Origin of the sequence: Microbacterium sp. LWH3-1.2 (assembly GCF_040675855.1) — a bacterium.
Lineage (GTDB): Bacteria > Actinomycetota > Actinomycetes > Actinomycetales > Microbacteriaceae > Microbacterium.
Genome location: NZ_JBEGIK010000001.1, coordinates 137,932 through 158,516 on the forward strand (window position 1 = coordinate 137,932; position 20,585 = coordinate 158,516).

25 protein-coding genes are annotated in these 20,585 nt (G+C 68.8%); 9 read left to right on the forward strand and 16 right to left on the reverse strand.

Annotation, left to right across the window (positions count from 1 at the left end; translation table 11 throughout):
* The first annotated feature begins 22 nt into the window (after positions 1 to 22).
* Both MRBLWH3_RS00655 and MRBLWH3_RS00660 read left to right on the forward strand, forming a co-directional pair.
* A complete protein-coding gene (locus MRBLWH3_RS00655) occupies positions 23 to 373 on the forward strand; it encodes a hypothetical protein (RefSeq protein WP_363427706.1) in 351 nt (116 codons plus the stop codon).
* A complete protein-coding gene (locus MRBLWH3_RS00660) occupies positions 370 to 1,851 on the forward strand; it encodes a cation acetate symporter (RefSeq protein ID WP_363427708.1) in 1,482 nt (493 codons plus the stop codon). Before MRBLWH3_RS00655 ends, MRBLWH3_RS00660 begins: the two co-directional genes overlap by 4 nt.
* A gap of 32 nt (positions 1,852 to 1,883) precedes the next feature.
* Here MRBLWH3_RS00660 and MRBLWH3_RS00665 read toward each other — a convergent pair whose 3' ends face one another.
* A complete protein-coding gene (locus MRBLWH3_RS00665) occupies positions 1,884 to 3,683 on the reverse strand; it encodes a DUF2207 domain-containing protein (RefSeq protein WP_363427710.1) in 1,800 nt (599 codons plus the stop codon).
* 42 nt (positions 3,684 to 3,725) lie between these two features.
* Between MRBLWH3_RS00665 and MRBLWH3_RS00670 the strand changes: the two genes are divergently transcribed.
* Positions 3,726 to 4,166: a MarR family winged helix-turn-helix transcriptional regulator gene (locus tag MRBLWH3_RS00670; RefSeq protein WP_363427712.1), complete on the forward strand. Its 441-nt coding sequence runs from the start codon at positions 3,726 to 3,728 to the stop codon at positions 4,164 to 4,166.
* Between the two features lie 18 nt (positions 4,167 to 4,184).
* On the opposite strand, the gene MRBLWH3_RS00675 is transcribed toward MRBLWH3_RS00670, so the two are convergent.
* Together MRBLWH3_RS00675 and MRBLWH3_RS00680 are read right to left on the reverse strand one after the other, a co-directional pair.
* On the reverse strand, positions 4,185 to 4,919 hold the full coding sequence (locus MRBLWH3_RS00675) for an ABC transporter permease (protein ID WP_363427714.1): 735 nt from the start codon (positions 4,917 to 4,919) through the stop codon (positions 4,185 to 4,187).
* On the reverse strand, positions 4,916 to 5,740 hold the full coding sequence (locus MRBLWH3_RS00680; protein ID WP_363427716.1) for an ABC transporter ATP-binding protein: 825 nt from the start codon (positions 5,738 to 5,740) through the stop codon (positions 4,916 to 4,918). Before MRBLWH3_RS00680 ends, MRBLWH3_RS00675 begins: the two co-directional genes overlap by 4 nt.
* A gap of 276 nt (positions 5,741 to 6,016) precedes the next feature.
* On the opposite strand from MRBLWH3_RS00680, the gene MRBLWH3_RS00685 reads away from it, so the two are divergent.
* Positions 6,017 to 6,601: a thymidine kinase gene (locus MRBLWH3_RS00685; protein WP_363427718.1), complete on the forward strand. Its 585-nt coding sequence runs from the start codon at positions 6,017 to 6,019 to the stop codon at positions 6,599 to 6,601.
* 60 nt (positions 6,602 to 6,661) lie between these two features.
* Here the strand turns inward: MRBLWH3_RS00685 and MRBLWH3_RS00690 are convergent, their stop codons facing one another.
* From MRBLWH3_RS00690 to MRBLWH3_RS00700, 3 genes are all read right to left on the reverse strand, one after another.
* Positions 6,662 to 7,114 carry an Hsp20/alpha crystallin family protein gene (locus tag MRBLWH3_RS00690; protein ID WP_363427720.1) on the reverse strand — a complete coding sequence of 151 codons (453 nt, stop codon included), beginning with the start codon at positions 7,112 to 7,114 and terminating at the stop codon, positions 6,662 to 6,664.
* Between the two features lie 208 nt (positions 7,115 to 7,322).
* Entirely contained in the window at positions 7,323 to 8,906 is a 1,584-nt protein-coding gene (locus MRBLWH3_RS00695; protein ID WP_363427722.1) for an L-serine ammonia-lyase, iron-sulfur-dependent, subunit alpha, read from the reverse strand.
* A 106-nt stretch (positions 8,907 to 9,012) separates the two neighbouring features.
* Entirely contained in the window at positions 9,013 to 9,384 is a 372-nt protein-coding gene (locus MRBLWH3_RS00700) for a VOC family protein (RefSeq protein ID WP_363427724.1), read from the reverse strand.
* 103 nt (positions 9,385 to 9,487) lie between these two features.
* On the opposite strand from MRBLWH3_RS00700, the gene MRBLWH3_RS00705 reads away from it, so the two are divergent.
* Positions 9,488 to 9,655 (forward strand): hypothetical protein, encoded by a 168-nt coding sequence (locus MRBLWH3_RS00705; protein WP_310285476.1) that lies wholly within the window; start codon positions 9,488 to 9,490, stop codon positions 9,653 to 9,655.
* 86 nt (positions 9,656 to 9,741) lie between these two features.
* Here the strand turns inward: MRBLWH3_RS00705 and MRBLWH3_RS00710 are convergent, their stop codons facing one another.
* Positions 9,742 to 10,581 carry an ADP-dependent NAD(P)H-hydrate dehydratase gene (locus MRBLWH3_RS00710; protein ID WP_363427726.1) on the reverse strand — a complete coding sequence of 280 codons (840 nt, stop codon included), beginning with the start codon at positions 10,579 to 10,581 and terminating at the stop codon, positions 9,742 to 9,744.
* Positions 10,565 to 11,311, reverse strand: a complete 747-nt coding sequence (locus tag MRBLWH3_RS00715) for a histidine phosphatase family protein (protein ID WP_363427728.1) — start codon at positions 11,309 to 11,311, stop codon at positions 10,565 to 10,567. Before MRBLWH3_RS00715 ends, MRBLWH3_RS00710 begins: the two co-directional genes overlap by 17 nt.
* Positions 11,312 to 11,538: 227 nt before the next feature.
* Here MRBLWH3_RS00715 and MRBLWH3_RS00720 point away from each other — a divergent pair, with 227 nt between their 5' ends.
* A complete protein-coding gene (locus MRBLWH3_RS00720; RefSeq protein WP_363427730.1) occupies positions 11,539 to 12,270 on the forward strand; it encodes an alpha/beta fold hydrolase in 732 nt (243 codons plus the stop codon).
* An 11-nt stretch (positions 12,271 to 12,281) separates the two neighbouring features.
* Here MRBLWH3_RS00720 and MRBLWH3_RS00725 read toward each other — a convergent pair whose 3' ends face one another.
* From MRBLWH3_RS00725 to MRBLWH3_RS00735, 3 genes are all read right to left on the reverse strand, one after another.
* The gene (locus MRBLWH3_RS00725; protein ID WP_363427732.1) at positions 12,282 to 13,367 is read right to left on the reverse strand and encodes a winged helix DNA-binding domain-containing protein; all 1,086 of its coding nucleotides are present in this window, start codon (positions 13,365 to 13,367) and stop codon (positions 12,282 to 12,284) included.
* Positions 13,368 to 13,515: 148 nt separating this feature from the next.
* Complete coding sequence (locus tag MRBLWH3_RS00730; RefSeq protein ID WP_363427734.1) at positions 13,516 to 13,686, reverse strand: hypothetical protein; 171 nt, start codon at positions 13,684 to 13,686, stop codon at positions 13,516 to 13,518.
* Between the two features lie 173 nt (positions 13,687 to 13,859).
* On the reverse strand, positions 13,860 to 14,087 hold the full coding sequence (locus MRBLWH3_RS00735; protein ID WP_363427736.1) for an RNA-binding S4 domain-containing protein: 228 nt from the start codon (positions 14,085 to 14,087) through the stop codon (positions 13,860 to 13,862).
* Positions 14,088 to 14,168: 81 nt separating this feature from the next.
* Between MRBLWH3_RS00735 and MRBLWH3_RS00740 the strand changes: the two genes are divergently transcribed.
* Genes MRBLWH3_RS00740 through MRBLWH3_RS00750 form a run of 3 tightly spaced genes read left to right on the forward strand, consistent with a single transcriptional unit; the run spans position 14,169 to position 15,659 of the window.
* Positions 14,169 to 14,507 carry an ArsR/SmtB family transcription factor gene (locus MRBLWH3_RS00740; RefSeq protein ID WP_363427738.1) on the forward strand — a complete coding sequence of 113 codons (339 nt, stop codon included), beginning with the start codon at positions 14,169 to 14,171 and terminating at the stop codon, positions 14,505 to 14,507.
* A 1-nt stretch (position 14,508) separates the two neighbouring features.
* The gene (locus MRBLWH3_RS00745) at positions 14,509 to 15,171 is read left to right on the forward strand and encodes a dihydrofolate reductase family protein (RefSeq protein WP_363427740.1); all 663 of its coding nucleotides are present in this window, start codon (positions 14,509 to 14,511) and stop codon (positions 15,169 to 15,171) included.
* Positions 15,168 to 15,659 carry an SRPBCC domain-containing protein gene (locus MRBLWH3_RS00750; protein ID WP_363427742.1) on the forward strand — a complete coding sequence of 164 codons (492 nt, stop codon included), beginning with the start codon at positions 15,168 to 15,170 and terminating at the stop codon, positions 15,657 to 15,659. The genes MRBLWH3_RS00745 and MRBLWH3_RS00750 overlap by 4 nt, the downstream gene beginning before the upstream one ends.
* Before the next feature lie 12 nt (positions 15,660 to 15,671).
* Here MRBLWH3_RS00750 and MRBLWH3_RS00755 read toward each other — a convergent pair whose 3' ends face one another.
* The 5 genes from MRBLWH3_RS00755 to MRBLWH3_RS00775 form a co-directional block, all read right to left on the reverse strand.
* Positions 15,672 to 15,941 (reverse strand): hypothetical protein, encoded by a 270-nt coding sequence (locus tag MRBLWH3_RS00755; RefSeq protein ID WP_363427744.1) that lies wholly within the window; start codon positions 15,939 to 15,941, stop codon positions 15,672 to 15,674.
* Positions 15,942 to 16,046: 105 nt separating this feature from the next.
* Positions 16,047 to 16,799: a hypothetical protein gene (locus tag MRBLWH3_RS00760; protein WP_363427746.1), complete on the reverse strand. Its 753-nt coding sequence runs from the start codon at positions 16,797 to 16,799 to the stop codon at positions 16,047 to 16,049.
* A 63-nt stretch (positions 16,800 to 16,862) separates the two neighbouring features.
* On the reverse strand, positions 16,863 to 18,539 hold the full coding sequence (locus tag MRBLWH3_RS00765) for an extracellular solute-binding protein (RefSeq protein WP_363427748.1): 1,677 nt from the start codon (positions 18,537 to 18,539) through the stop codon (positions 16,863 to 16,865).
* Between the two features lie 61 nt (positions 18,540 to 18,600).
* Positions 18,601 to 19,530, reverse strand: coding sequence for a carbohydrate ABC transporter permease (locus MRBLWH3_RS00770; RefSeq protein WP_363427750.1), 930 nt, complete (start codon positions 19,528 to 19,530; stop codon positions 18,601 to 18,603).
* A complete protein-coding gene (locus MRBLWH3_RS00775; protein WP_363427752.1) occupies positions 19,524 to 20,552 on the reverse strand; it encodes an ABC transporter permease in 1,029 nt (342 codons plus the stop codon). Before MRBLWH3_RS00775 ends, MRBLWH3_RS00770 begins: the two co-directional genes overlap by 7 nt.
* Between the last annotated feature and the right edge of the window lie 33 nt (positions 20,553 to 20,585).

A 20,585-nucleotide genomic window follows, 5' to 3' on the forward strand; every position in this document is an offset into this window, starting at 1 on the left:
GCCCGCGCCGGGCCGGGTGCGCGTGACTGCTCCGCACGCGGACTCGGCCGCAGCATCCGTCCGCTCTGCATCGCCGCAGGCGGACGACGGACCTACGAGCGACATCGCCGGCGTGTACGTGCGCTCGCTCATCCGTTCGCAGCTGCGGCTCGGGATCGTGTTCGCCCTCGGATTCGTGGTCGCGACGGCCCTCTTCGTGCTCGCGATCGCGCTCGTGCCCCCGCTCGACACGACGTTCGTCCTCGGCGTGCCGCTGTCGTGGCTGCTGCTGGGGGCCGGCGTGTACCCGCTCGCCATCACCGTCGGCGGGCTGTACGTGCGCGCGGCGTCGCGCAACGAGGCCAGGTACCGGGCGCTCGCGGAGGACGAGTGAACGCCGCCATCGGGTACTTCGCCATCGCCGGCGTCGCGGTGGCGTCGGCGCTCATCGGCTTCTACGGGCTGCGCGTCTCGCGCACGACGAGCGACTTCTACGTCGCGAGCCGCACCGTACGGCCGTGGTGGAACGCGTCGGCCATCGGCGGCGAGTACCTGTCGGCGGCGTCGTTCCTCGGCATCGCCGGTCTCATCCTGCTCACGGGATCGTCGGCACTGTGGTTCCCGATCGGGTACACGGCCGGGTACCTCATGCTGCTGCTGTTCGTGGCCGCGCCGCTGCGCCGCTCGGGCGCGTACACCATCCCCGATTTCACCGAAGCGCGGCTCGAATCGCTGTGGGCGCGGCGCGTCACCAGCACGCTCGTGATCGTCATCGGCTGGTTCTACATCGTGCCGCAGCTGCAGGGCGCGGCACTGACGGTGCGGATCACCACGGGGCTTCCGGCGTGGGTGGGGTCGCTCGCGGTCGCGGTGATCGTCGCGGTGGTCGTCGCCTCGGGCGGAATGCGCTCGATCACGTTCGTGCAGGCGTTCCAGTTCTGGCTCAAGCTCACGGCGCTCGCGGTCCCCGTCGTCGCGATCCTGCTCCTCGTCGGCGACGTGCAGCCCGCGCTGCCGCCGGTCGAGGCGTTCCCGCCGAGCGCCGGCCCCGGCGATCTCGAGGTCTACCGCACGGTGTCGCTCATGGTGGCGCTGCTGCTCGGCACCCTCGGACTCCCCCACGTGCTCGTGCGGTTCTATACGAACCCCGACGGCGTCGCCGCGCGCCGCACGACCGTCATTGTGCTCGTACTGCTCTCCGTGTTCTACCTGTTCCCCACCGCGTTCGGATTCCTCGGACGCGCGTTCGCGCCCGAGCTTGCAGCCTCGGGCGACGCCGATGCGCTCGTCCTGCTGCTTCCGGGGCGGCTGATCTCCGGGCCGCTCGGCGACGTGCTGACCGCTCTCGTCATCGCGGGCGCGTTCGCGGCGTTCCTCTCCACATCGTCCGGCCTCGTCGTGTCGCTCGCCGGCGTGATCAGCCAGGACCTGCTCGGCGGCAGCGTGCGCGGCTTCCGCATCGCTGCGGTGCTCTCGTCGTTCGTGCCGCTCGTCGTGGCGCTCGCGACCGAGCCGGCGGGACTCGCGGGCAGTGTGGACCTGGTGTTCGCGTTCACCGCGTCGACCCTGTGCCCCGTGCTCCTGCTCGGTATCTGGTGGCGCGGGCTCACGGCGCGGGGCGCGGTCGCCGGCATGCTCACCGGGGCGGTGCTGTCCGGCGTCGCGATCCTGGGTGGCGGGCTCGTCTCCGCAGCACTCCCCGCCCTCCGGCCGTTCCTCGAGCAGCCCGCCGCGTGGACCGTCCCGGTCGCGGTGCTCGTCACCGTGCTCGTCTCGCTCGGCGACCGCCGCGGCATCCCCCGGGGCACCGAGCGGTTCCTCACGCGGCTGCACGTTCCCGAGCAGGCCGCCCCGACCGGCCGCGAGGGCTGAGCGCAACGGGCCCAGGCGGGTGGCAGCATCCGTCAGACGCCGCCTCCTCCGCCGCCCCCGCCTCCACCGCCCGCGGAGCCGCCGCCCGACGATCCGCCGGAGGACGACGACGAGGAGGCCGACGTCGACAGGTTCGAGATCCCCGCCGAGAACGCCGCGGCGTTGAAGCCGCTCGAACCCGCGTACCAGCCGGGCGAGTTGCCGGCCCCGTACAGCACGACCAGCTCCTCGGCCCACTTCTTCTCCTGGCCGAACACCACCGCGTACGGCAGCAGCGTCTCGTACAGCTTCAGCTTCACCCGGGGGTCGGACACGTCGACGTACTCGCGCTCGGCGCCCTGCGGAGACTGCAGCATGCGGATGCGATCGGCCTCCGCCCACTCGATGAACTGCTTGAGGCCGAGCAGGTGGTCGCGCGTCTGGGCGCCGGCGACGGTCAGCGGCTTGCGGGACACCATCCCGGCGACGAGGAGGGTGACGAGTGTCGCCGCGATGATCAGCAGGATCGGCACCCACGGCGTCACGTAGCCCACCAGCGCGCCGATGCCGAAGAGCAGCACCATCACATCTGAGATGATCGCGATGGCGATGGGCCACGCGCGTGCGCTCATCGGCACCTTTCGCCGCAGGCGCCGGGAGTAGAGCTCCGCGGACGCCGCCTTCAGGACCTTCTGCGCGGTCGTCGAGAACCTCGTGTCGCTGCGGCCGAACTCGAACTCCTCGCCCGGCATGCCCATGGGGAAGAGACCGGGCAGCAGCATCCGTCCGTCCCCGTCGGCGAGTGCCGGGTTCACGAGCACGGCCTTCAGCTTCGTGCCGCCGAACCACTTCGGCGGGCCTTCTTCGATGCGGATGCTGCCCACCACTGCCTGCTCGAGCACTTCGGCCGGGATCGCCTTCGTGGTGCGGCCGAGCAGCACGGCGCTTTCGAGGGCATCGATGCCGTGCGGCGGCGTGTACTCCGCGATGATGACGGGTCGGCCGGGCTCGTCGCGGAGGTGGCGCCGGCGCGCGACGGCCGCGAGCACGACCGCTGTGCCGAGTCCGAGCACCGCCACGCCGCTTTGCAGCCAGCCCCACGGTGACGCCAGGAAGCCCGGATCGAACTGGACGAACGTGTCGGGTTCGAACCCGATCGCGATCGTCATCGTCTGGTACGGCTGGACGTCGAGCGTCGACGCCACGACCGCGCCGTCGACGTCGCCGATCGGGCAGGTCTGGGTCGAGCCCTGGTAGCCGACGTAGCAGGACTGCGCGCCGGTGCTCGCGTCGGTGAGGTCATCGGGCATGCTCACCCGCGCGGTGATGCGACCGAACCGCTGCGGCCAGGCGACGCCGTTGATGTCCCAGTAGAACTCGTCGGCGCCGGTGTCGGCGAAGTACCGTGTGACGTTCTCGAGCGTGTAGGTGAAGACGTACGTCTGGCGGCCGTGGACGTAGTCGTCGGCGCGCGACGTCATGATGTAGAAGCCGTCCTCGGACTCGGTCTCCTCGGCGCGGGGTGCGCCGGTCTCGTCGGTGATCGAGACGAGATCGGGGTGCAGAGGCGCGCCCTGGTAGCTGTCGGGGATGATGCGCCGCATGCCGCGGTTCTGGTCGAAATCGGGGAAGATCGCGACGAACGTCTCGACGACCGTCAGGGTGCTCGTGCCGTCGTCGGCACGGCCGAGCTGGTAGTCGACGTCGAGACTCTCGAACGAGAAGTCGTCGACTCCCGCGTGCGCGGGGGCAGGGTCGAGGCCGGTGAACGCCAAGGCTCCCAGCACGGCGAGCACCGCACCCACGACTCCGAGACGACGCGTGCGCGACGACGCGACTGCAGAAGACCCCATGGGGCCAGCCTAGGGTCGGCACAAGGCTCTAATCTGGACGCTATGACCGATCGCCGTCTCGCCATCGACGCGTGGGAGAGTCTGTTCCGCGCGCAGCACGAGGTGTTCGGCGATATCAACGACGACTTCGACGACGAGACGCTGAGCCAGGCCGAGTACGACGTGCTCCTCACGGTGACCCGCGCCGACGACCTCACGGCGCGCCTGCGCGACGTGACGGCGAACATGCTGATCAGCCAGCCGAGCGTCTCGCGCCTCGTCGACCGCATGGTCGCGCGCGATCTGCTCACCAAGTGCGCCGACCCCGACGACGGGCGCGGCGCGCTCGTGCGCGCGACGGATGCCGGGGCGTCGCTGTTCCGCCGCATCGCCAGTGCCCACGGCAAGGCCATCGCCGAGCGCATGTCGCTCCTGTCGGACGACGAGCTCTCACAGCTTCGCGACCTCACCGCCAAGCTCCGAAAGAAGCAGCCCAGCTGCTGATTTCACTCCCGGTCGCGGCTACGGCGTGCGGCGGCGCAGGGTGAGCGACGCGAGGATCAGCGCGCCCACCGCGAACGCGACCACGATGAGCAGCGGCCCGAAGACCTCCCAGCCCTGGTCGCCGTCCGTCACCGCGTTGATCGTGTCGATGGCGTAACTCAGCGGGAGGATCTTCGAGATCTGGTACAGCGCCTCGGGCATGTCCTCCCGGGGCATGAAGAGGCCGCCCAGGATGATCTGCGGGAACACGATCAGCGGCATGAACTGCACCGCCTGGAACTCTGTCCGCGCGAAGGCGCTCGCGAGAAGGCCCAGCGCGGTGCCGAGGATCGCATCGACCACGGCCACCAGCCCGAGTTGCCACAGCGGCCCGTCGACCTCCAGCCCGCACACCCACACGGCGAACGTCACCGTGATGACGGCTTGCAGGGTCGCCATGAGCCCGAAGGCGAACCCGTACCCGAGGATGAAGTCCGCCTTCGCGATCGGCGTCGTCATGAGCCGCTCGAGCGTTCCGGACCGGCGCTCGCGAAGCGTCGTGATGGAAGTGATCAGGAACATCACGATGAACGGGAACAGCGCGAGGATCGGTCCGCCGAACTGGTCGAAGACCCCCTCCTGATCGCTGAACAGCCACGCGAACAGGCCGACCAGCAGGCTCGGTGCGACGAGCATGAGCGCGATGGAACGCGGGTCGTGGCTGAGCTGCCGCAACACGCGGCCCGCCGTCGCGAGGGTCAGCAGCCCGTTCACGACGCGCTCCCGCGGTGCGGGTGCTCCACGTGCTCGGACTGTTCTCGCGCTTCGCGGCGGGTGAGCGGATGCTGCGCCTCGACCTCCGCCCGAGACGGCGCGTCGCGCTCGATGAGCGTGAGGAACGCAGCATCCGGATCCGTCGTCCCGGTGTCGGCGAAGAGGCCGCCGGGTGTCGTGTCGGCGATGATGCGGCCCGCGCGCATGAGCACGAGGCGGTCGCAGCGGAGCGCTTCGTCCATGACGTGGCTCGAGACGATCAGCGTCGCCCCGGCGTCGGCGAGGCCGCGGAAGACCTCCCACAGCTCCGCGCGCAGCAGTGGGTCGAGGCCGACGGTGGGCTCGTCGAGCACGAGCAGCTCGGGAACGCCCAGCATGGCGACGGCGAGCGAGACGCGGCTCTCCTGTCCGCCGGAGAGCGAGTCGATCGTCTGGTCGCGCTGGTCGGCCAGGCCCACCTGCTCGATGACACGATCGACGTCGGTCCGGGGCGCGTCGACCAGCCGTGCGAAGTAGCGCAGGTTCTGCTGGATCGTGAGGTCTCCGTAGACCGACGCGGCCTGAGTGTCGTACGCCACCCGCTTGCGCAGTGCGCGCGAGCCCGCGGGTTCGCCGAGCACCGTCACGTCGCCACCCGCCACCTTCTGCACGCCCACGATCGCGCGCATCAGGGTGGTCTTGCCGCATCCCGAGGGGCCGAGCAGCCCGGTCACCTGCCCGCGCGGGATGTCGAGATCGAGCCCGGTGAACACCGCGGTCCTCCCGCGCCGGACGTGCAGACCGCGCAGGCTCACCGCATCCGCCCCTGCTTCGTTCGTCACGAGTCGAATAGTGCTCTCCCTCCTCCGCGCCGTCAACGAGCCGCGCGGTGGTGCGGTGTCAGACGTCCTCGGCGAGGCCCACCTCGTCGTGGATCTCGCGGAGACGTCCGTCATGGGTGACACCGTCGATGGTGACCGAGCCCGAGGCCGGGCGCGACGTCCTTCGCGGTGTACGGGAAGCGGGTCCGGCGGCCGGGCACGGCGACGGCCGGCCGGCATCCTTGCTGACGCTCCAGGGTCGAGTCGTTCGATCCTCGGCGGACGTAGTCTGACGCCATGCACACGCGCACGCAGGCAAGGCTGCAGGTCGTCGCCGGCCCGATGTTCGCCGGAAAGTCGGAGGAGCTGCTGCGCCGCGTCCGCCGCGCGCGCATCGCCGGGCTCGAGGTCGAGGTGGTGAGCCACGCCCTCGACGATCGCCGGGGCGAGGGGCTCGTGAGCTCGCACTCGGGGCTGAGCGTGCCGTCGCGGTCCGTGCCCGACGTCGCCTCCCTCGTCACCGGGGTTCGAGGCCGCGGCCTCGACCTCGTCGCCATAGACGAGGCTCAGTTCTTCGGCACCGACCTCGTCCCCGCCGTCGACGAGCTGGTCGCCGGCGGGGTGACCGTGGTGGTGTCGGGGCTGTGCATCACGTTCGACGGCCGGCCGTTCGAGCCGCTGCCGGAGCTGATGGCGATGGCGGAGGATGTACTGAAGCTCACCGCGGTGTGCGCGGTTTGCGGGGAGGACGCCGCGTTCCACCAGCGCATCGCCGGGGTTCCCGCCGGCGATGCCGGTGTGCCGACGCCCGCGCACGTCGGGGGGATCGAGTCCTACCAGGCCCGCTGCCGCAGGCACTTCACCGGAACCGCTCGACCGTAGACGACAGAACGGATGCCTCGCCGCTCGGTCGGCGGGAGGCATCCGTGTTCTGGAATGGCCCTACTGCTCGATCGGCTGCGGGGCGTCGGACTCGTGTGCCGTGATCGTGGGCGCGCCACCCTCGGACATGACCTCGATCTTGCGCGGCTTCGCCCTCTCGCTGACCGGGATCGTCACGCTCAGCACGCCGTTGTTGTAGCTCGCCGAGATGCGCTCGGTGTCGACGCCCTGGCCCAGGTTGAGCTGGCGCAGGAAGCTCGCCGCCTCTCGCTCGCGTGTGATCCACTTGACGTCGTCGCCGCTCGTCAGCGTGCGCTCCGCGCGGATGGTGAGCAGCTGTCCGTCGACGTCGATGTCGACCGAGCCCGGGTCGATGCCCGGAAGGTCGGCCGTCAGGACGTAGTGATCGCCGTCGCGGTACAGGTCCATCGGCATGCGGCGCGGGCCGCGGCGCGCGTCGAAGAGACCGGCCGCAAGGCGGTCGAGGTCCCGGAACGGGTCGTAAGTGGCCATGGTTATCTCCTCTCGTTTCTGAGGTTGAGTCGTATCGGCTCAACTATGCTCAGATTAGCACTCTCGGGTGCGGAGTGCTAAGTGGTTCGGCGTTCGCCGTGAACGAACGCGGCCCGGGATCGGCCCCCCTCCCCCGGCAGCCGGCGCCGCTCAGGTCACCCCACGCGGCCACCGCCGCCATCTTTCGTGCGCAGGCGGCCGGCTCGGCTCAACACTCGATGACGTTCACGGCGAGACCGCCCTCGCTCGTCTCCTTGTACTTGTGCGACATGTCGACGCCGGTCTGGCGCATGGTCTCGACCACCGCGTCGAGCGAGACATAGTGCGAGCCGTCGCCGCGCAGGGCGAGGCGCGCAGCCGTGACCGCGGTCGACGCGGCGATCGCGTTGCGCTCGATGCACGGGATCTGCACGAGGCCGCCGACGGGGTCGCAGGTGAGACCCAGATGGTGCTCCATGGCGATCTCCGCAGCGTTCTCGATCTGCCGGTTCGTGCCACCCATCACCGCGGTGAGACCGCCCGCGGCCATCGCGCACGCCGACCCGACCTCCGCCTGGCAGCCCCCTTCGGCACCCGAGATCGAGGCGTTGGCCTTGAACAGCGAGCCCAGCGCCGTGGCGGTGAGAAGGAACCGGCGGATGCCTCTGCGACGATTGGCCTCTGCGACCTGCTCGTCATCCCAGCCTGCGGCCTGTTCGGAGGTCGCCGCATGCCCGTGGTAGCCGAGCAGGGCGCTGCCGACCAGCTCGCCGTACGGCGTCACCGCATTGCCGGCTCCGAGGCCGGAGTCGGCGAGAAAGCGCCACCAGTACATCGCGACGGCTGGCACGATGCCGGCGGCACCGTTCGTCGGCGCGGTCACCACGCGCCCGGCCGCGGCGTTCTCCTCGTTCACCGCGAGCGCGAATGCGCCCAGCCACTCCCCCGGGAGCTCTCGCCGACCGTCGGCCTCGGCCGCCTCGAGCTGCTCGCGGATGGATGAGGCTCGGCGCTTTACGCCCAGCATTCCAGGGAGCACACCCACGGACTGGAGACCTGCCTCGACGCACGCGGCCATCGCGTCCCAGATCATGTCGAGGCCCTCCGCGATGTCCTCGTCGCGACGCAGGGACTCCTCGTTCATACGCGCGGCCTCGGCGATGGTGATGCCCCGCTCGTCGCACACCGCGAGCAGCTCCTCGGCGCTCGAGAAGTCCAGGGGGAACGCGTGCGGGCGCACCTGCGCCACCTCGCCGTCGCGGCGGATGAAGCCGCCGCCGACGGAGTAGTAGGTCTCGCGGACGACGATTCCGGCATCCGTCCCGCTCACCGGCTCGACCGGCGCCGTCAAGCCTGTCCGCCGGATCCCGGGCGTGGAGAGGGAACGCGCGGGGCCGTCGCCCGGTGAGGCCCATGCCTCGAGCCTCATCGCGTTCGGGTGGGCGGGCAGGTGCGTGCGGGGGGCGAAAACGACGTCGCCGCGTTCGAACGGCACCGGGTGCGTACCGGCCAACTCGAGCGCGCGCCCGTCGGGCCAGTCTGTCCACGCCGAGCGCACAGCATCCGGATCCACCGACTCCGGCTCGAGACCCTGCAGACCCGCGACGACGGCGTCGGGCGTGCCGTGACCGATGCCTGTCGCGCCCAGCGAGCCGTACAGCGTGCAGGTGACGCGGCCGACGCGCGGCAGCACGCCGGTCTCGCGGAGACGGACGACGAAATCGTAGGCGGCCCGCATGGGGCCGACCGTGTGGGAGCTCGAGGGTCCTACGCCGATGGAGAACAGCTCGAATGCCGAGACGTAGGCGCTCATCGCGACCAGGCTAACCCGATCGGGGCGCGCAGTCTGACGCCTGTTATCGACTCGATATGAGCAGGATGCCTCTTCATCGGCGCATCCATGGTGCAGCGTGGCGCCGTCAGGCGGCGACGGGCCGGAACGAGACGAGGCCCACGGTGTTGCCCTCGGAGTCCTTGACGAACGCCTGCCACTCGCGGTGGCCGGCCGGTCCGAGGGTGTCGTCGTCGTGGGTGAAGATCACGTGCGGCGGCGAGACGACCTCGGCCAGTTCACCGATCCGCCCGAGAGCTGCCACCACATCGTCGACGTGCAGGTACAGCAGCGCCGTCGGGGCGTTGCGGTCGAGCAGCAGCCGGACCCCGTCGAGGTCGAAGAAGAGCAGACCCGGCGGATCGAAGATCGCCGTCGCGTCGGTGCCGAGGAGAGCGGCGTAGAAGCCGGCGGCACGCTCGAGGTCGTCGGCGTGCTGGGCCACCTGCACAAGTCTCATGGCGTCATTCTCGCCCTCGCCTCGGCGGTGTGCCAGTGATGGCGCTCTTCCCGCCGCACCGGGGTTGGGGTATCAATGAGGCAGGCGATCCTGGAGGTTGGCGATGCTGTTCGTGCTCTATCTGATCCTGCTCATCGGCGGAATGGTGATCCTGGGCTTGTCGTTCGCGTCACCGATCCTTCCGGCCCTGGTGTTCGTCGCCGGCCTGCTCTGCATCGTCGCCGCGGTCGCCATTCCGGTCACCGCGGGGGCCTTCGAGCAGCGCAGGTAGCGCGCCCCCTGTCCTCCGCGGTGCGTCCCCACGGGGAATGAGTGGCGCTGTGGTCGAGCGGTCCCCACGGTCGAGCGGAGCATTGGTTATCCGCTGAGGCTATGGATGGCCGGAGTCAGTTCGCGCGCGAGATCTCGCGCGAGGTACCCGAGTCCGATCCGCTCCCCGAGGCGGACCCCCGCGCGAGCATGCGCCCAGGATCCCCACACCGCGGCACGAGCCGGATCCACGCCGCGTGCGGCGAACCCTGCGATGGCGCCGGCGAGCACATCGCCGCTGCCGGACGTGCCCAGCCCGCCGTCGCCGTCGTCGAGCCGCCATGCGCGCCCGTCCGGGCAGGCCACCACGCCGTAGCAGTTCACGACCGCGTCGAAGGCCGCGGCGATCTCGCAGACGTCGGCCACGTCGTCGGCGAACTCGCGGCCGAGCAGGATCTTCGCCTCGTCCTTGTTGGGGTTCAGGAGGAGGTCGTCGGGAAGGCTGCCGCGATCGATCTCGGGAAGCACTCCGAGCGCGAAGGCGTCGAGCACGACCAGGCGAGGTCCTGTCGCCGCGACGGTGCGCAGCGTCGCCCGCGTCTCGTCGGCGTCGCTGAAGCCGGGCCCGATCAGCACCGCATCGGCCGCGGCGACCCTCTCGCCCAGCTCTCCGTCCAGCGGCGCGTCGGCACCGTCCGGGAGCGCCAGGATGCCGGCTTCCGGAAGCCCGATACCCACCTGCGCGTCGATCGACTGGGGCACCGCGAGCGCTACGCGTCCGGCACCGACCCGCAGCGCCGACTCCCCCGCGAGGAGCACCGCTCCGGGTGAGGTGCGCGATCCGCCGACGACCACGACGTCGCCGCGGGACTTCTTCGAGTCGCCCGGCCCGGGCAGGCCCCACTCCCGCAGGAGCGCATCGGTGACGGGCTCAGCGCGGCTGGACATCGGGATCCCCGGGGTGAGCGGTGACATCGGCGCCCTCGCGCTGGAGGTGCGCGACATCCGAGAACGCGGCGAGCTCCCAGCCGGCATCGGCCCGGACCAGGTGGGTGATCGAGGCGTTCAAGACGGTGTGATCGTCAGCGAAGCTGAGGAGCTCGTCCTCCCGCAGCGGAAGCAGGATGTATAGCAACAGCATGACCACCGCATCGTGCACGACCAGCATCGCCGTGTCGGGACCGCTGTCCAGCGCCTCGCGCAGGAACGACCGGAGTCGCAGGGCGACGTCCGCCCAGGACTCGCCCCCGGGTGGCCGATGGTAGAACTTGCCGAGGTGGCGGCGGCGCGAGAATTCCTCGGGGTGACGACGCGCGACTCCCTGCCTCGTGAGCAGATCCAGGATGCCGAGCTCGCGGTCGCGCAGCCGCTCGTCGACGAAGACCCGCAGGCCGGCTGCTCCGTCATGAGGGCCGGCCGCTCCGTCGCCCAGCGCGATAGCGAGCGTCTCCCGGGCTCGGGCGTAGGGCGACACCCAATACAGGTCGATGTCGTCACGGTGGCCGGCGAGCCACGCGCCGAGCGCGGCCGCCTGCTGCTGACCGGTCCCGGAAAGAGGGACATCAGCATCCCGCACGTCGAGCGGGATCACGTCGAGACCTTCGATCTCGGCGCGCGTCGCCGCGATGTTCCCGGTGCTCTCACCGTGCCGGACGAGCCACAGCTCTCTCACTGCCATCGCCCCAGGCTAGGCACGTCAGCCCGGCGGCAGATACCCATTGACAGGCGGCGTCTGTCGCGTCGCGCGCGACCATCGTCGAGCGTTCAGCACCCCGCCATCCGGACAACGCTGGCGCCGGCGCCGTGCGCGGCCCTAAGGTGTCGGACAGCGCGTCCAGGACAGCACACGACGCGACTTTGTTCATCCGCAGCCGCCGGGGGGCGGCGCCACAGATGGGAAGTCGAATGTCAGACAGCAAGCCGACCATCGTCCTCGTGCACGGCGCGTGGGCCGACGCATCCAGCTGGAACGCCGTGAGCGTTCCTCTCCAGGCGGAGGGGTACACGGTCCTCGCCCCGCCGAACGAGCTGCGCGGGCTGACCGCCGACGCGGCCTACATCGCGTCGTTCCTCGCGCAGCGGACGAGTGGACCCGTCGTGCTCGTCGGTCACTCCTACGGAGGTGCGGTGATCACGAACGCCGGCGCACACGGGGGCGACGTGAAGGCGCTGGTGTACGTCGATGCCTTCATCCCCGACGAAGGCGAGACCGTCGTCGGGATCCTCGAGGGATCGGGCTCCGCCCTCGCGGTCGCGGATCCGACCACGGTGCTCGACGTCGCCGGCTACCCGGGCGCGCCGGAGGGAGCCGCCGAGGCCTTCCTCAAGCCGCAGACGGTGCACGACGCGTTCGCGCAGGACCTGCCGGAAGCCGACCGGTGGACCATCGTCGCGACCCAGCGTCCGGCATCCTTCGTCGCGAACGTGACGCCCTCGGCCGCGCCCGCATGGAAGACGATTCCGAGCTGGGCGGTCCTCGGCACCGAGGACCGCGTCATCCCGATCGACACACAGCGCCGCATGGCCCGGCGTGCCGGAGCCACCATCACCGAGGTCGATGCATCGCACGTCTCGATGGTGTCGCAGCCGGACGCGACGCTCGAGGCGATCCGTGCCGCGGCGGCATCGATCAGCTGACCCCTCCCGCCTCACGCTCGGCCGACGCCCGGCGGCTCTTGCCATACCAGGCGCGGCTCGAGTTCGAGGTAGCGGGCGCAGCGGGCGGCAGCATCCTGGATCGCGTCTTCTTCATCAGGAGCGAGACGCCGCAGCGGGCGGATCTCGAAGGTCGCCACCCGCGTCGTGAGCGTCCGCTTCATCCCCGCGACCACCTGCCCGTCGACGAGCGCCATTCCGATCGCGCTCTCGCGCCCCCGCGACAGCAGTCCGTCGGCATCGAGCGCCCAGCGCGAGTCCTGATAGCCGCGATACATCTCGTCGAGCACCTGCAACAGGTGGCCTTTCGGCGAGACGGATGCTGCGGGCCGCCCGGGAGCGTGCCAATAGGTGCGATCGTCGTGATCGAACGACTCGAGTCGGTCCGCCGCGCCCGCGAGTCCGCGGCGCACATCGGTGAGGGTGAGAGTCGCCCAGTACGCGAGGTCGCGCGCGGTGGCGGGCCCGTGTGAGGTGAAGTAGCGGAGGGCGAGTTCGACGAGCGCCTCGTCACGAGACAGACGCCGAGGTGCGACGACCCGGTCCGAGAAGAGCGCGTAGGTGTGCTCTCCGTCACGCGGGATTCCGCTGCAGATCCGGGCATGCAGCTCGAGATGGGCCGCCAGGAGCATGAGCTGCATCCCGGTCAGCTCGTGACCGCGCTCCACGAGGGCGTCGGCGAGGTCGGTGCGCGTGCGGTCCGGGGACTCGGCCAGCGTTGCGAGCACGGCGTCGGTGAGGGCGGTCAGGCGATCGCCGAGCGCGACGAGCTGCTGGTCCACCGTCGACAGCACGCGGGCGCGGGTGAGCTCGAGGAGCCACAGCGCGTCGTCGGCGAGGACGTAGTGCCATGTCGGACGCAGCACGTGCGTCCTCAGTACGCGTCCGCTCGCCAGCAGACCGGCGAGGTCGGCCGGGCGCGGGTCGTGCGTGCGAGTGGCGACGGCCCACGCCGACTGCGACGGATTCTCAGCCTGCACGGCGAGGAGCGAACGCACGACGTCCTCCGCGCAGTGGACGGGCGCCGCCAGATGCTGCGAGTGCAGTCGCCAGCGTGCGATGTCGCGATCGGTGAGCACACGACGAGCGTAAACGGGCGGCGTTCCCGGGTCGACAGCCGCGGTCGCGTCCAGACGACGCGGACCAGGCACGTGTTCAGGGCAAGGAGCCCGTCCGTCGCTGCCGCTCGAAGTGCGGTTGGGAGCCCCGGCCGGTGGTGGGTCCGCGTCAGTGCTCTGCGAGCCGCAGACCCGCGCTGGTGAAGTAGCTCACCTCGCCGTCGGCCCCCTCGACGCCGAATACCCACTTGCCGGAAGGCGTCGCTCGCATGTCGATGATGAAGCCGCGTGATCTCGTCGTGAAGACATCGTCACCGGGCTTGAAGGCGGTACGGGTCATGCCTCAGATGGTACGAGCACGGGTCGCCGTGCTGATGCGCTGTCCGACCGCTGAAGCGCCACCTCGATATTGTCGGCCCAGCGATCGTCGACGACCGCCACGACCGCGGAGGTGAGGTCCTCCGCGACAACGCGCTGCGTGACGGCCTGCCGGCGCGGGTCCCATCGGGAGATCTACGGGCAGACGCGCACCCGGCGTCCTTCGAAGCTGACCACGTCGCCGAGTTGCAGCTGCCGTCCGCGCCGGCGATCTACCTCGCCGTTGACGAGCACGTACCCGTCGATGATCGCTTCCTTCACGTTCCCACCCGAGTCGAGGAATCCGGCGAACTTGAGGAACTGTCCGAGGCGAATGGACTCGCCTCCGATCGGGACGTCGTCGATCGATGCCGGGTTCGTCATCCCCGAATGCTAGCCGACGCTCCCGCAGCCGGTCGGGCGAGAATCTTGACGGGATCCCGGCCATCCGTAATAGTTAGGCATATGCCTAACTATTACGCAGAGCTGGACGCGGTGCTCCGCGCTCTCGCGGACCCGACGCGACGCGCGGTCGTCGAGCGACTGGCGAAATCGCCGGCCGTCGTTTCCGATCTGCTGACGCCGTTCTCGATGGCGCTGCCGTCGCTGCTTCAGCACCTTCGGATCCTCGAGGACGCGAGGGTCGTGGCTTCGAGCAAGCAGGGGCGGGTCCGGACCGTGAGCCTGCGCCCCGGGGCGCTCGACGTCCTGCACCTCTGGCTCGGCGAGCAGCGAACTTCAGCGGAACGCCAGGCAGACCGCCTCGGCATCCACCTCGCCCGCACAACCACCCAGGAGATCTGAAATGAGCCGCGTCCGCGTCGATCTGTTCTCGTCGCTCGACGGATACACGTCCGCACCAGAGCCCGACGCCGACAACCCGATGGGTGAGGACTGGGGCCCCTTGACCGCTGCCTACGCGGCGACGCGCACCTTTCGGCGGAAGGTCTTCGGCGACACGAGCGGAGCCGGGACGACCGGGCTCGATGAGTCGTTCGCCGCCGCGTTCTTCGAGGGCGTGGGCGCCGAGATCATGGGCGCCGCGATGTTCGGTCTGCATGCGTTTCCCGATGACCCGGACTGGAAGGGCTGGTGGGGCGACCGGCCGCCATTCGGCTACCCCGTCTACGTGCTCACGCACTCCGCACCGCGGCCGTCGATCCCGATGGCCGGCGGGACGACGTTCGAGTTCCGCGACGGCGCGATCGAGGACGTCCTGGCCGAGGCGCAGGCTTCCGCAGATGGTCTCGACGTGCGGGTCGGCGGCGGCGTGAGCACTGCACGCGAGTTCCTCCGTGCCGGACTCGTCGACGACCTCCACGTCGCGATCGCGCCGATCCTGCTCGCCCGAGGGATCCGCGTGTGGGACGACCTCCGCAGCCTCGAAGCGACTCATGCAGTGCAGACCCAGGTCGCCGAGAGCGGCACGATCCACGTCACCTTCACCCGCGAGGACACATCCCGATGACGATCGACCGCCGCCTCGCCCACTCCGGGTTCACGCTCACCCGCGAGTACCCCGTACCCGTCAGCAGCGTCTGGGAGGCGTTCGCCGACGGGGAGCAGAAGCGCCGCTGGCTCAGCGACGCAGACGCGTACGAGCCCGGCGAGTGGAGGTTCGACTTCCGCGTCGGCGGACGCGACGTCGACGAGGCGAGGTTCCACGGCGGCCCGCACTCGCGGTATGAGGCCGTCTACACCGACATCGTCGAACACGTTCGCATCGTCACGACCTACGACATGTGGCTCGACGGCACCCACATGTCGACGTCGGTGGCGTCGTTCGAGTTCGAGGAGATCACGGGCGGCACCAGGCTCACCCATGTCGAACACGGCGTCTTCTTCGACGAGTTCTGGGCGGACGGCCCGAATCGCGAAGAGGGCACCCGTGGCCTGCTCGAGACCCTCGCCCGTCACCTCGACGAGCATCCGAGCGGCAGGATGCTGCGCCCCTAAAGCCTCCGGGACCTACCAGATGGTGCCGCCGCCGATCGAGATGCCGCCCCACGTGAGCGCGATGAAGATCGCGGCGAAGACGACGGGCGCGATGCCCTTGCCGCTCCGCGCGAGCCCCTTGAGGAGCGCGATCACGGCGAGGATCGCGGCGACGATGGAGAGTGCGCCGCCCAGGATCAGCCCGATGAAAAGCGGTATGGGCATGAGCACCAGGCCGGCCAGCGCGCACCAGAACGCGGCCCAGGCAGTCGGATTGGACTGACGTTCGACGGAGGAGGACATGGCTCCATCTTCGCGTGCCGCGAAATGACACGGGGCGTGCGGCTCACCGGAAACACGAAACCCACGGGGATCCGCACCGGACGACCCGTCCGCATCGGTGCCGGCTCACGGCGAGCAGAACTCGTTCCCCTCGGGATCCTGCATCTGGTGGTAATGCTGGTCCGTGAACCTCTTCGTGACGTGGTGGAGCACCGGACGCGCCATCAGCGTGAGGAGACCGACACCCGCCCACAGGAAGAGCAACAGGATCACCTCCGACGCAATGAGAACCACGAACGCGGCGACGAGGACGAGCGACAGGACGCCCAGCGAGTAGCCCCAGCGAGGAACGATCTGCGCAAGCGCGATGCGCGCGGCATCGCGGGTTCGAAAGCGGAAACCTGCCGTGAGGACGAGCATGTGGCCGGCCCAGACGATGACGAGCGCCGCCAGGAAGAGCACGAAGGGACGCATCGCTGCTCCCCCGTCGACGTCATCGAGATGGATGAGGTTGAACGTCAGTATCGCTAGCAGCAGGCTCACGGGAACAGCCCAGGCGAGCGTCGCGGCGATGTCTCGACGATACGCGCGGAAGAAGTACTTCCCCGGCGCGAGGTCGTTGGAACGGGCCGCCGCGCGAACTGCCGACACCCCGGCAACGAGCGCCGGAGCGATCGGCAGCAGAGCAAGGATGAACAGCGGCAGGTTGGACGGGTCGCGGTCGAGCAACAGGACGGCGCCGATCGTGGGAAGTGTCGCGAGCAGGAGCTGGAGCTCGAGCACCAGCATCCGATACACCGCGGCAGCGGCGCGGGAGAGCGGTCCGCGCCCGATCTCGTCCGCCATGAGTGCCACGCGCGGGTGATGGTCGACGCTCATGTTGCTTCTCCTCCGGAAGGGGATGGCGGGTCGGCCGCACGAAGGCGGCCGACCCGCCGAGTCTCACTCTGCGGACTTGCCGCGGCCGCGCTCCAGCGCCGTGTTGAAAGTGTCGACGAGCTGACTCGCCCCGAGGCTCTCCATCTCGCTGACGTACGCGTCCCAGTCGTCCTCGATCGACCGTTGGCCGGTGATGAACGCCGCGGTCGCAGACTGCACAGCGTCAGAGAGCTGCGTCTGGACAAGCGACGTCTGCTCGAGTTCGATCTCGTCCAGAAGCGGAGCGGGTGCTGTCGGCAGCTGCTCCTTCGTGTCGAGCTGCTCCTCGGTCCACGTGGCGACCTCATCGGTCATCATCGAGAGCACAAGGTCGCGCGAAGACCCGTTGGCGAGCAGGAAGACCCCGTTGCTGTACCCGAAGTCGGCATTCAGCAGCTTGGGCGCCCCCGCGTTGATTGAACTCCAGGCGATGTCGTCGTTGAGCGTGCGCGTGCCGTCGGTCTCGCGGGAGAAGGTCTCGCCTTCGACGCCCCACTGGGCGAACTCGAGCCCTTCGTCGGAGTAGTAGAGCCAGTCGATGAACTGCAGGAGCGCCTTGAAATACGGCTTGTCAGCTGCCTCGCTGCCGATGAGAAGCCCGGAAGTGAAGCGCCCGCTCGCCATATTCGACCCGGCCGGTCCACCCGGCACCGAGATCAGCCGGATGGGAACATCACCCCTGCCCGCATCCGCGAGCTTGGCGCGATATTCGGCGAGCGCCTGGGTGTTCCCCGAGATGGCGGCCGACCGACCGGAGACGAATTTCTGGACCGCCTGGTCGTCGCTCTGCGTGATCTCGGGGTCGAGCACCCCGGCTGCGACCAGGTCCGCGGCGTAGGTGACGACATCCTTGTACTCGTCGGTCGTCCCCGTGAAGACGTAGTCCCCGGCCTCGTTGTCGTACCAGGTGTTCGAGTAGCCCCATCCTGCAGCAGTGCCGTAATTCGGAGCCATGACGCTGAGCAGCGAGCCCAGGGGCTGCGAGTCCGTCCAGCGGTCCGACATCGCGAAGTCGATCTCCGGGTTCGCCTCCTTCACCTTCTCGAGCTGCTCGAGATACTCGTCCCACGTTGCAGGGTCGCCCTCGATCCCGGCCCTCTCCCAGAGGTCCTCGCGGATCACGACCGAGTACTGGACGTCCGGCGCCTCGCGGAGGCCAGGGAGATGGTAGATCTTCCCGTCCGCCTGTCGACGGTTGTCGAGGTCCTCCTCCAGGCCCCAGTCCTCGATCTTCTGCATGAAGTTGGGGAGGTAGTCGAAGTAATCCGACACCGGCAGAAGCGCGCCGCCCGACACGAACTGCGTCTCGCTGCCCGCGTAGGTCGACGAGATGATGTCGGTCGCCTCACCGCTGCCGATGAGCAGGGATTTCTTCTGATCGAAGTCGGCCATCGGGATGTCGGTGCGAGAGAACGTGACGTTCTGGTCGTCCGCGAGGTGCTGGAAGATCGACCAGTCGTCCTTGACGGGATAGTTGGGATGGTCGCGGTACATGATCGAGAAATCGACCGGCTCGGTCGCCTCGAAGGTGACGCCGACGCCGAAGTCCTCCATGGCTCCGACGGAGTGGGCCTCGTCGATGGTCGCTCCGCCGTCAGTCGCGACGGGCTCGTCGGTCGGGCCGTTCGAGCATGCGGCGAGGGCGACCGCGCATATGGCGAGGCCCGCGAAGCCCGCGAGTGCCTTGCGAGTGATGGTCATGATTTTCTCCTGTTCGTGAACGTCGTCGTTCGGGGGGATGGGATTCGAGCGAGGCTCATCGTCAGCCCTTGACAGACCCGAGCATCACGCCCGAGACGAAGTAGCGCTGGATGAAGGGGTAGAGGCAGATGATCGGTAGCACGGTGAGCAGCATCGTGACGGCCTGGATATTGGACGCGATCTGAACGGCCTCGCCGCCAGTCGCCTCGTGTGTTCCGGTCGCAGCGGCGATGAGGTTGCGCAGGTAGACCGTCACAGGGAACTGGGTCTTGTCGTCCATGAACAGGAAGGCACTGAACCAGGAGTTCCAGAGGCTCACCGCGTAGAAGAGCGTCATCGTCGCGATGACCGCCTTGGACAGCGGCAGAACGATGCGGAAGAAGATGCCGTACGTCGACAGCCCGTCGATCGCGGCCGCCTCCTCGAGATCTGTGGGGAAGTTCTCGAAGAACGACTTCATGACGAGGAGGTTGAAGACGCTCAAGGCACCCGGCACGACGATGGCCCAGATGCTGTTGCGCCAGCCGAGATAGCTGGCGATGAGGATGTAGTTCGGAATGAGGCCGCCACCGAAGAACATCGTGAAGACCGCGACGCCGACGAAGAACGTGCGTCCCTTGAGGTAGGGCTTGCTGAGCGCATACGCGTATGTCGTGGTCATCGCCATGGCGATGATCGTCCCGACGATCGTGTAGAGGAACGTGTTCGCGTAGTTCGTCCAGAACAGCTGATCGCTCAGCACGACACGGAAGGTGTCGAGGTTGAACCCGCGCGGGATGAGATTGACCTCGCCGGCGGCGATGTAGCCCTCGGAGGAGAACGCCTTCGCGATCAGATTGACGAACGGGTACAGCGTGACGGCGCAGACCAGCAGAACGCAGATCACGTTGACGGCGCGGAACGCTTGGGTCCCGCGCGATTCCCGAATGACCCCGGCCTCCCTCCGGACGTGGGCGATATCGGGCTTCTGGGGCAGGGATTCGGTCACCATAGGGACGTTCCAACCATTCGACGAGAGAGTGCGTTCGCGCCGAGCACGAGTGCCAGGCCGATGAGGGCCTCGAAGAGTCCGATGGCCGTGCCGTAGGAGAACTGGGCCGACTGGATGCCCACGCGGTACAGGTAGGTGGCGATGACGTCGGCCGTGGAGTAGATGAGCGGGTTCTGCAACAGCAGCACCTTCTCGAATCCGACGGACATGAACGAGCCGATGTTCAGGATGAGGAGCACCATCATCGTCGGTTGAATGCCGGGCAGCGTGATGTGCCACGTCTGCTGCCACCTGTTCGCGCCGTCGATCCGCGCCGCCTCGTACAGCTGCTCGTCGATCGTCGTGAGGGCGGCGAGGTAGAGGATCGTGCCCCAGCCGACGGTCTGCCACACCTCGGAGGACACATAGATCGCGCGGAACCACTCCGGCCGCTGCATGAACGGCACCGGGTCGGCGCCCATGGCCTCGACCACCTGGTTGACCGTTCCATTGAGTGCCGTCAACTGCAGGACGAGCCCCGCGACGATGACGACCGACATGAAGTGCGGCAGGTACGAGATCGTCTGCGCGATCCGCTTGAACCGCCGTGACCGCAGCTCGTTGAGCATGAGAGCCAGGATGATCGGCAGCGGGAAGGTGATCAGCAGCGTGAGCGCTCCGAGGATCACGGTGTTCCAGAACACCGTCCAGAACTGCTGGTTCGAGATGAACGCCTCGAAGTAGTAGAACCCCACCCATTCGTCTCCGAAGATCGATCCTCCGGGGCGGAATCGACGAAAGGCGATGATGTTGCCCAGCATCGGGACGTATTTGAACACCAGCAGGAAGATCAGCGGTGCGATGAGAAACGTGTAGAGCCGCCAATCCCGGGCGAGAGCTCGACGCCACGACTGCTTGGCGCGAGGACTGCGGTCGCTTCGGAACAGACGCCGCCTCGCCGGTGCGGTCGTGATCGCCCGCGTCTCGTTGACAGGAGGCGGATCGCCCACCAGCGACAGGGGTGTTTCAAGAGACTGTGTCATGAGAACTCCACATCGTCGTGGTTCAGATGGCCG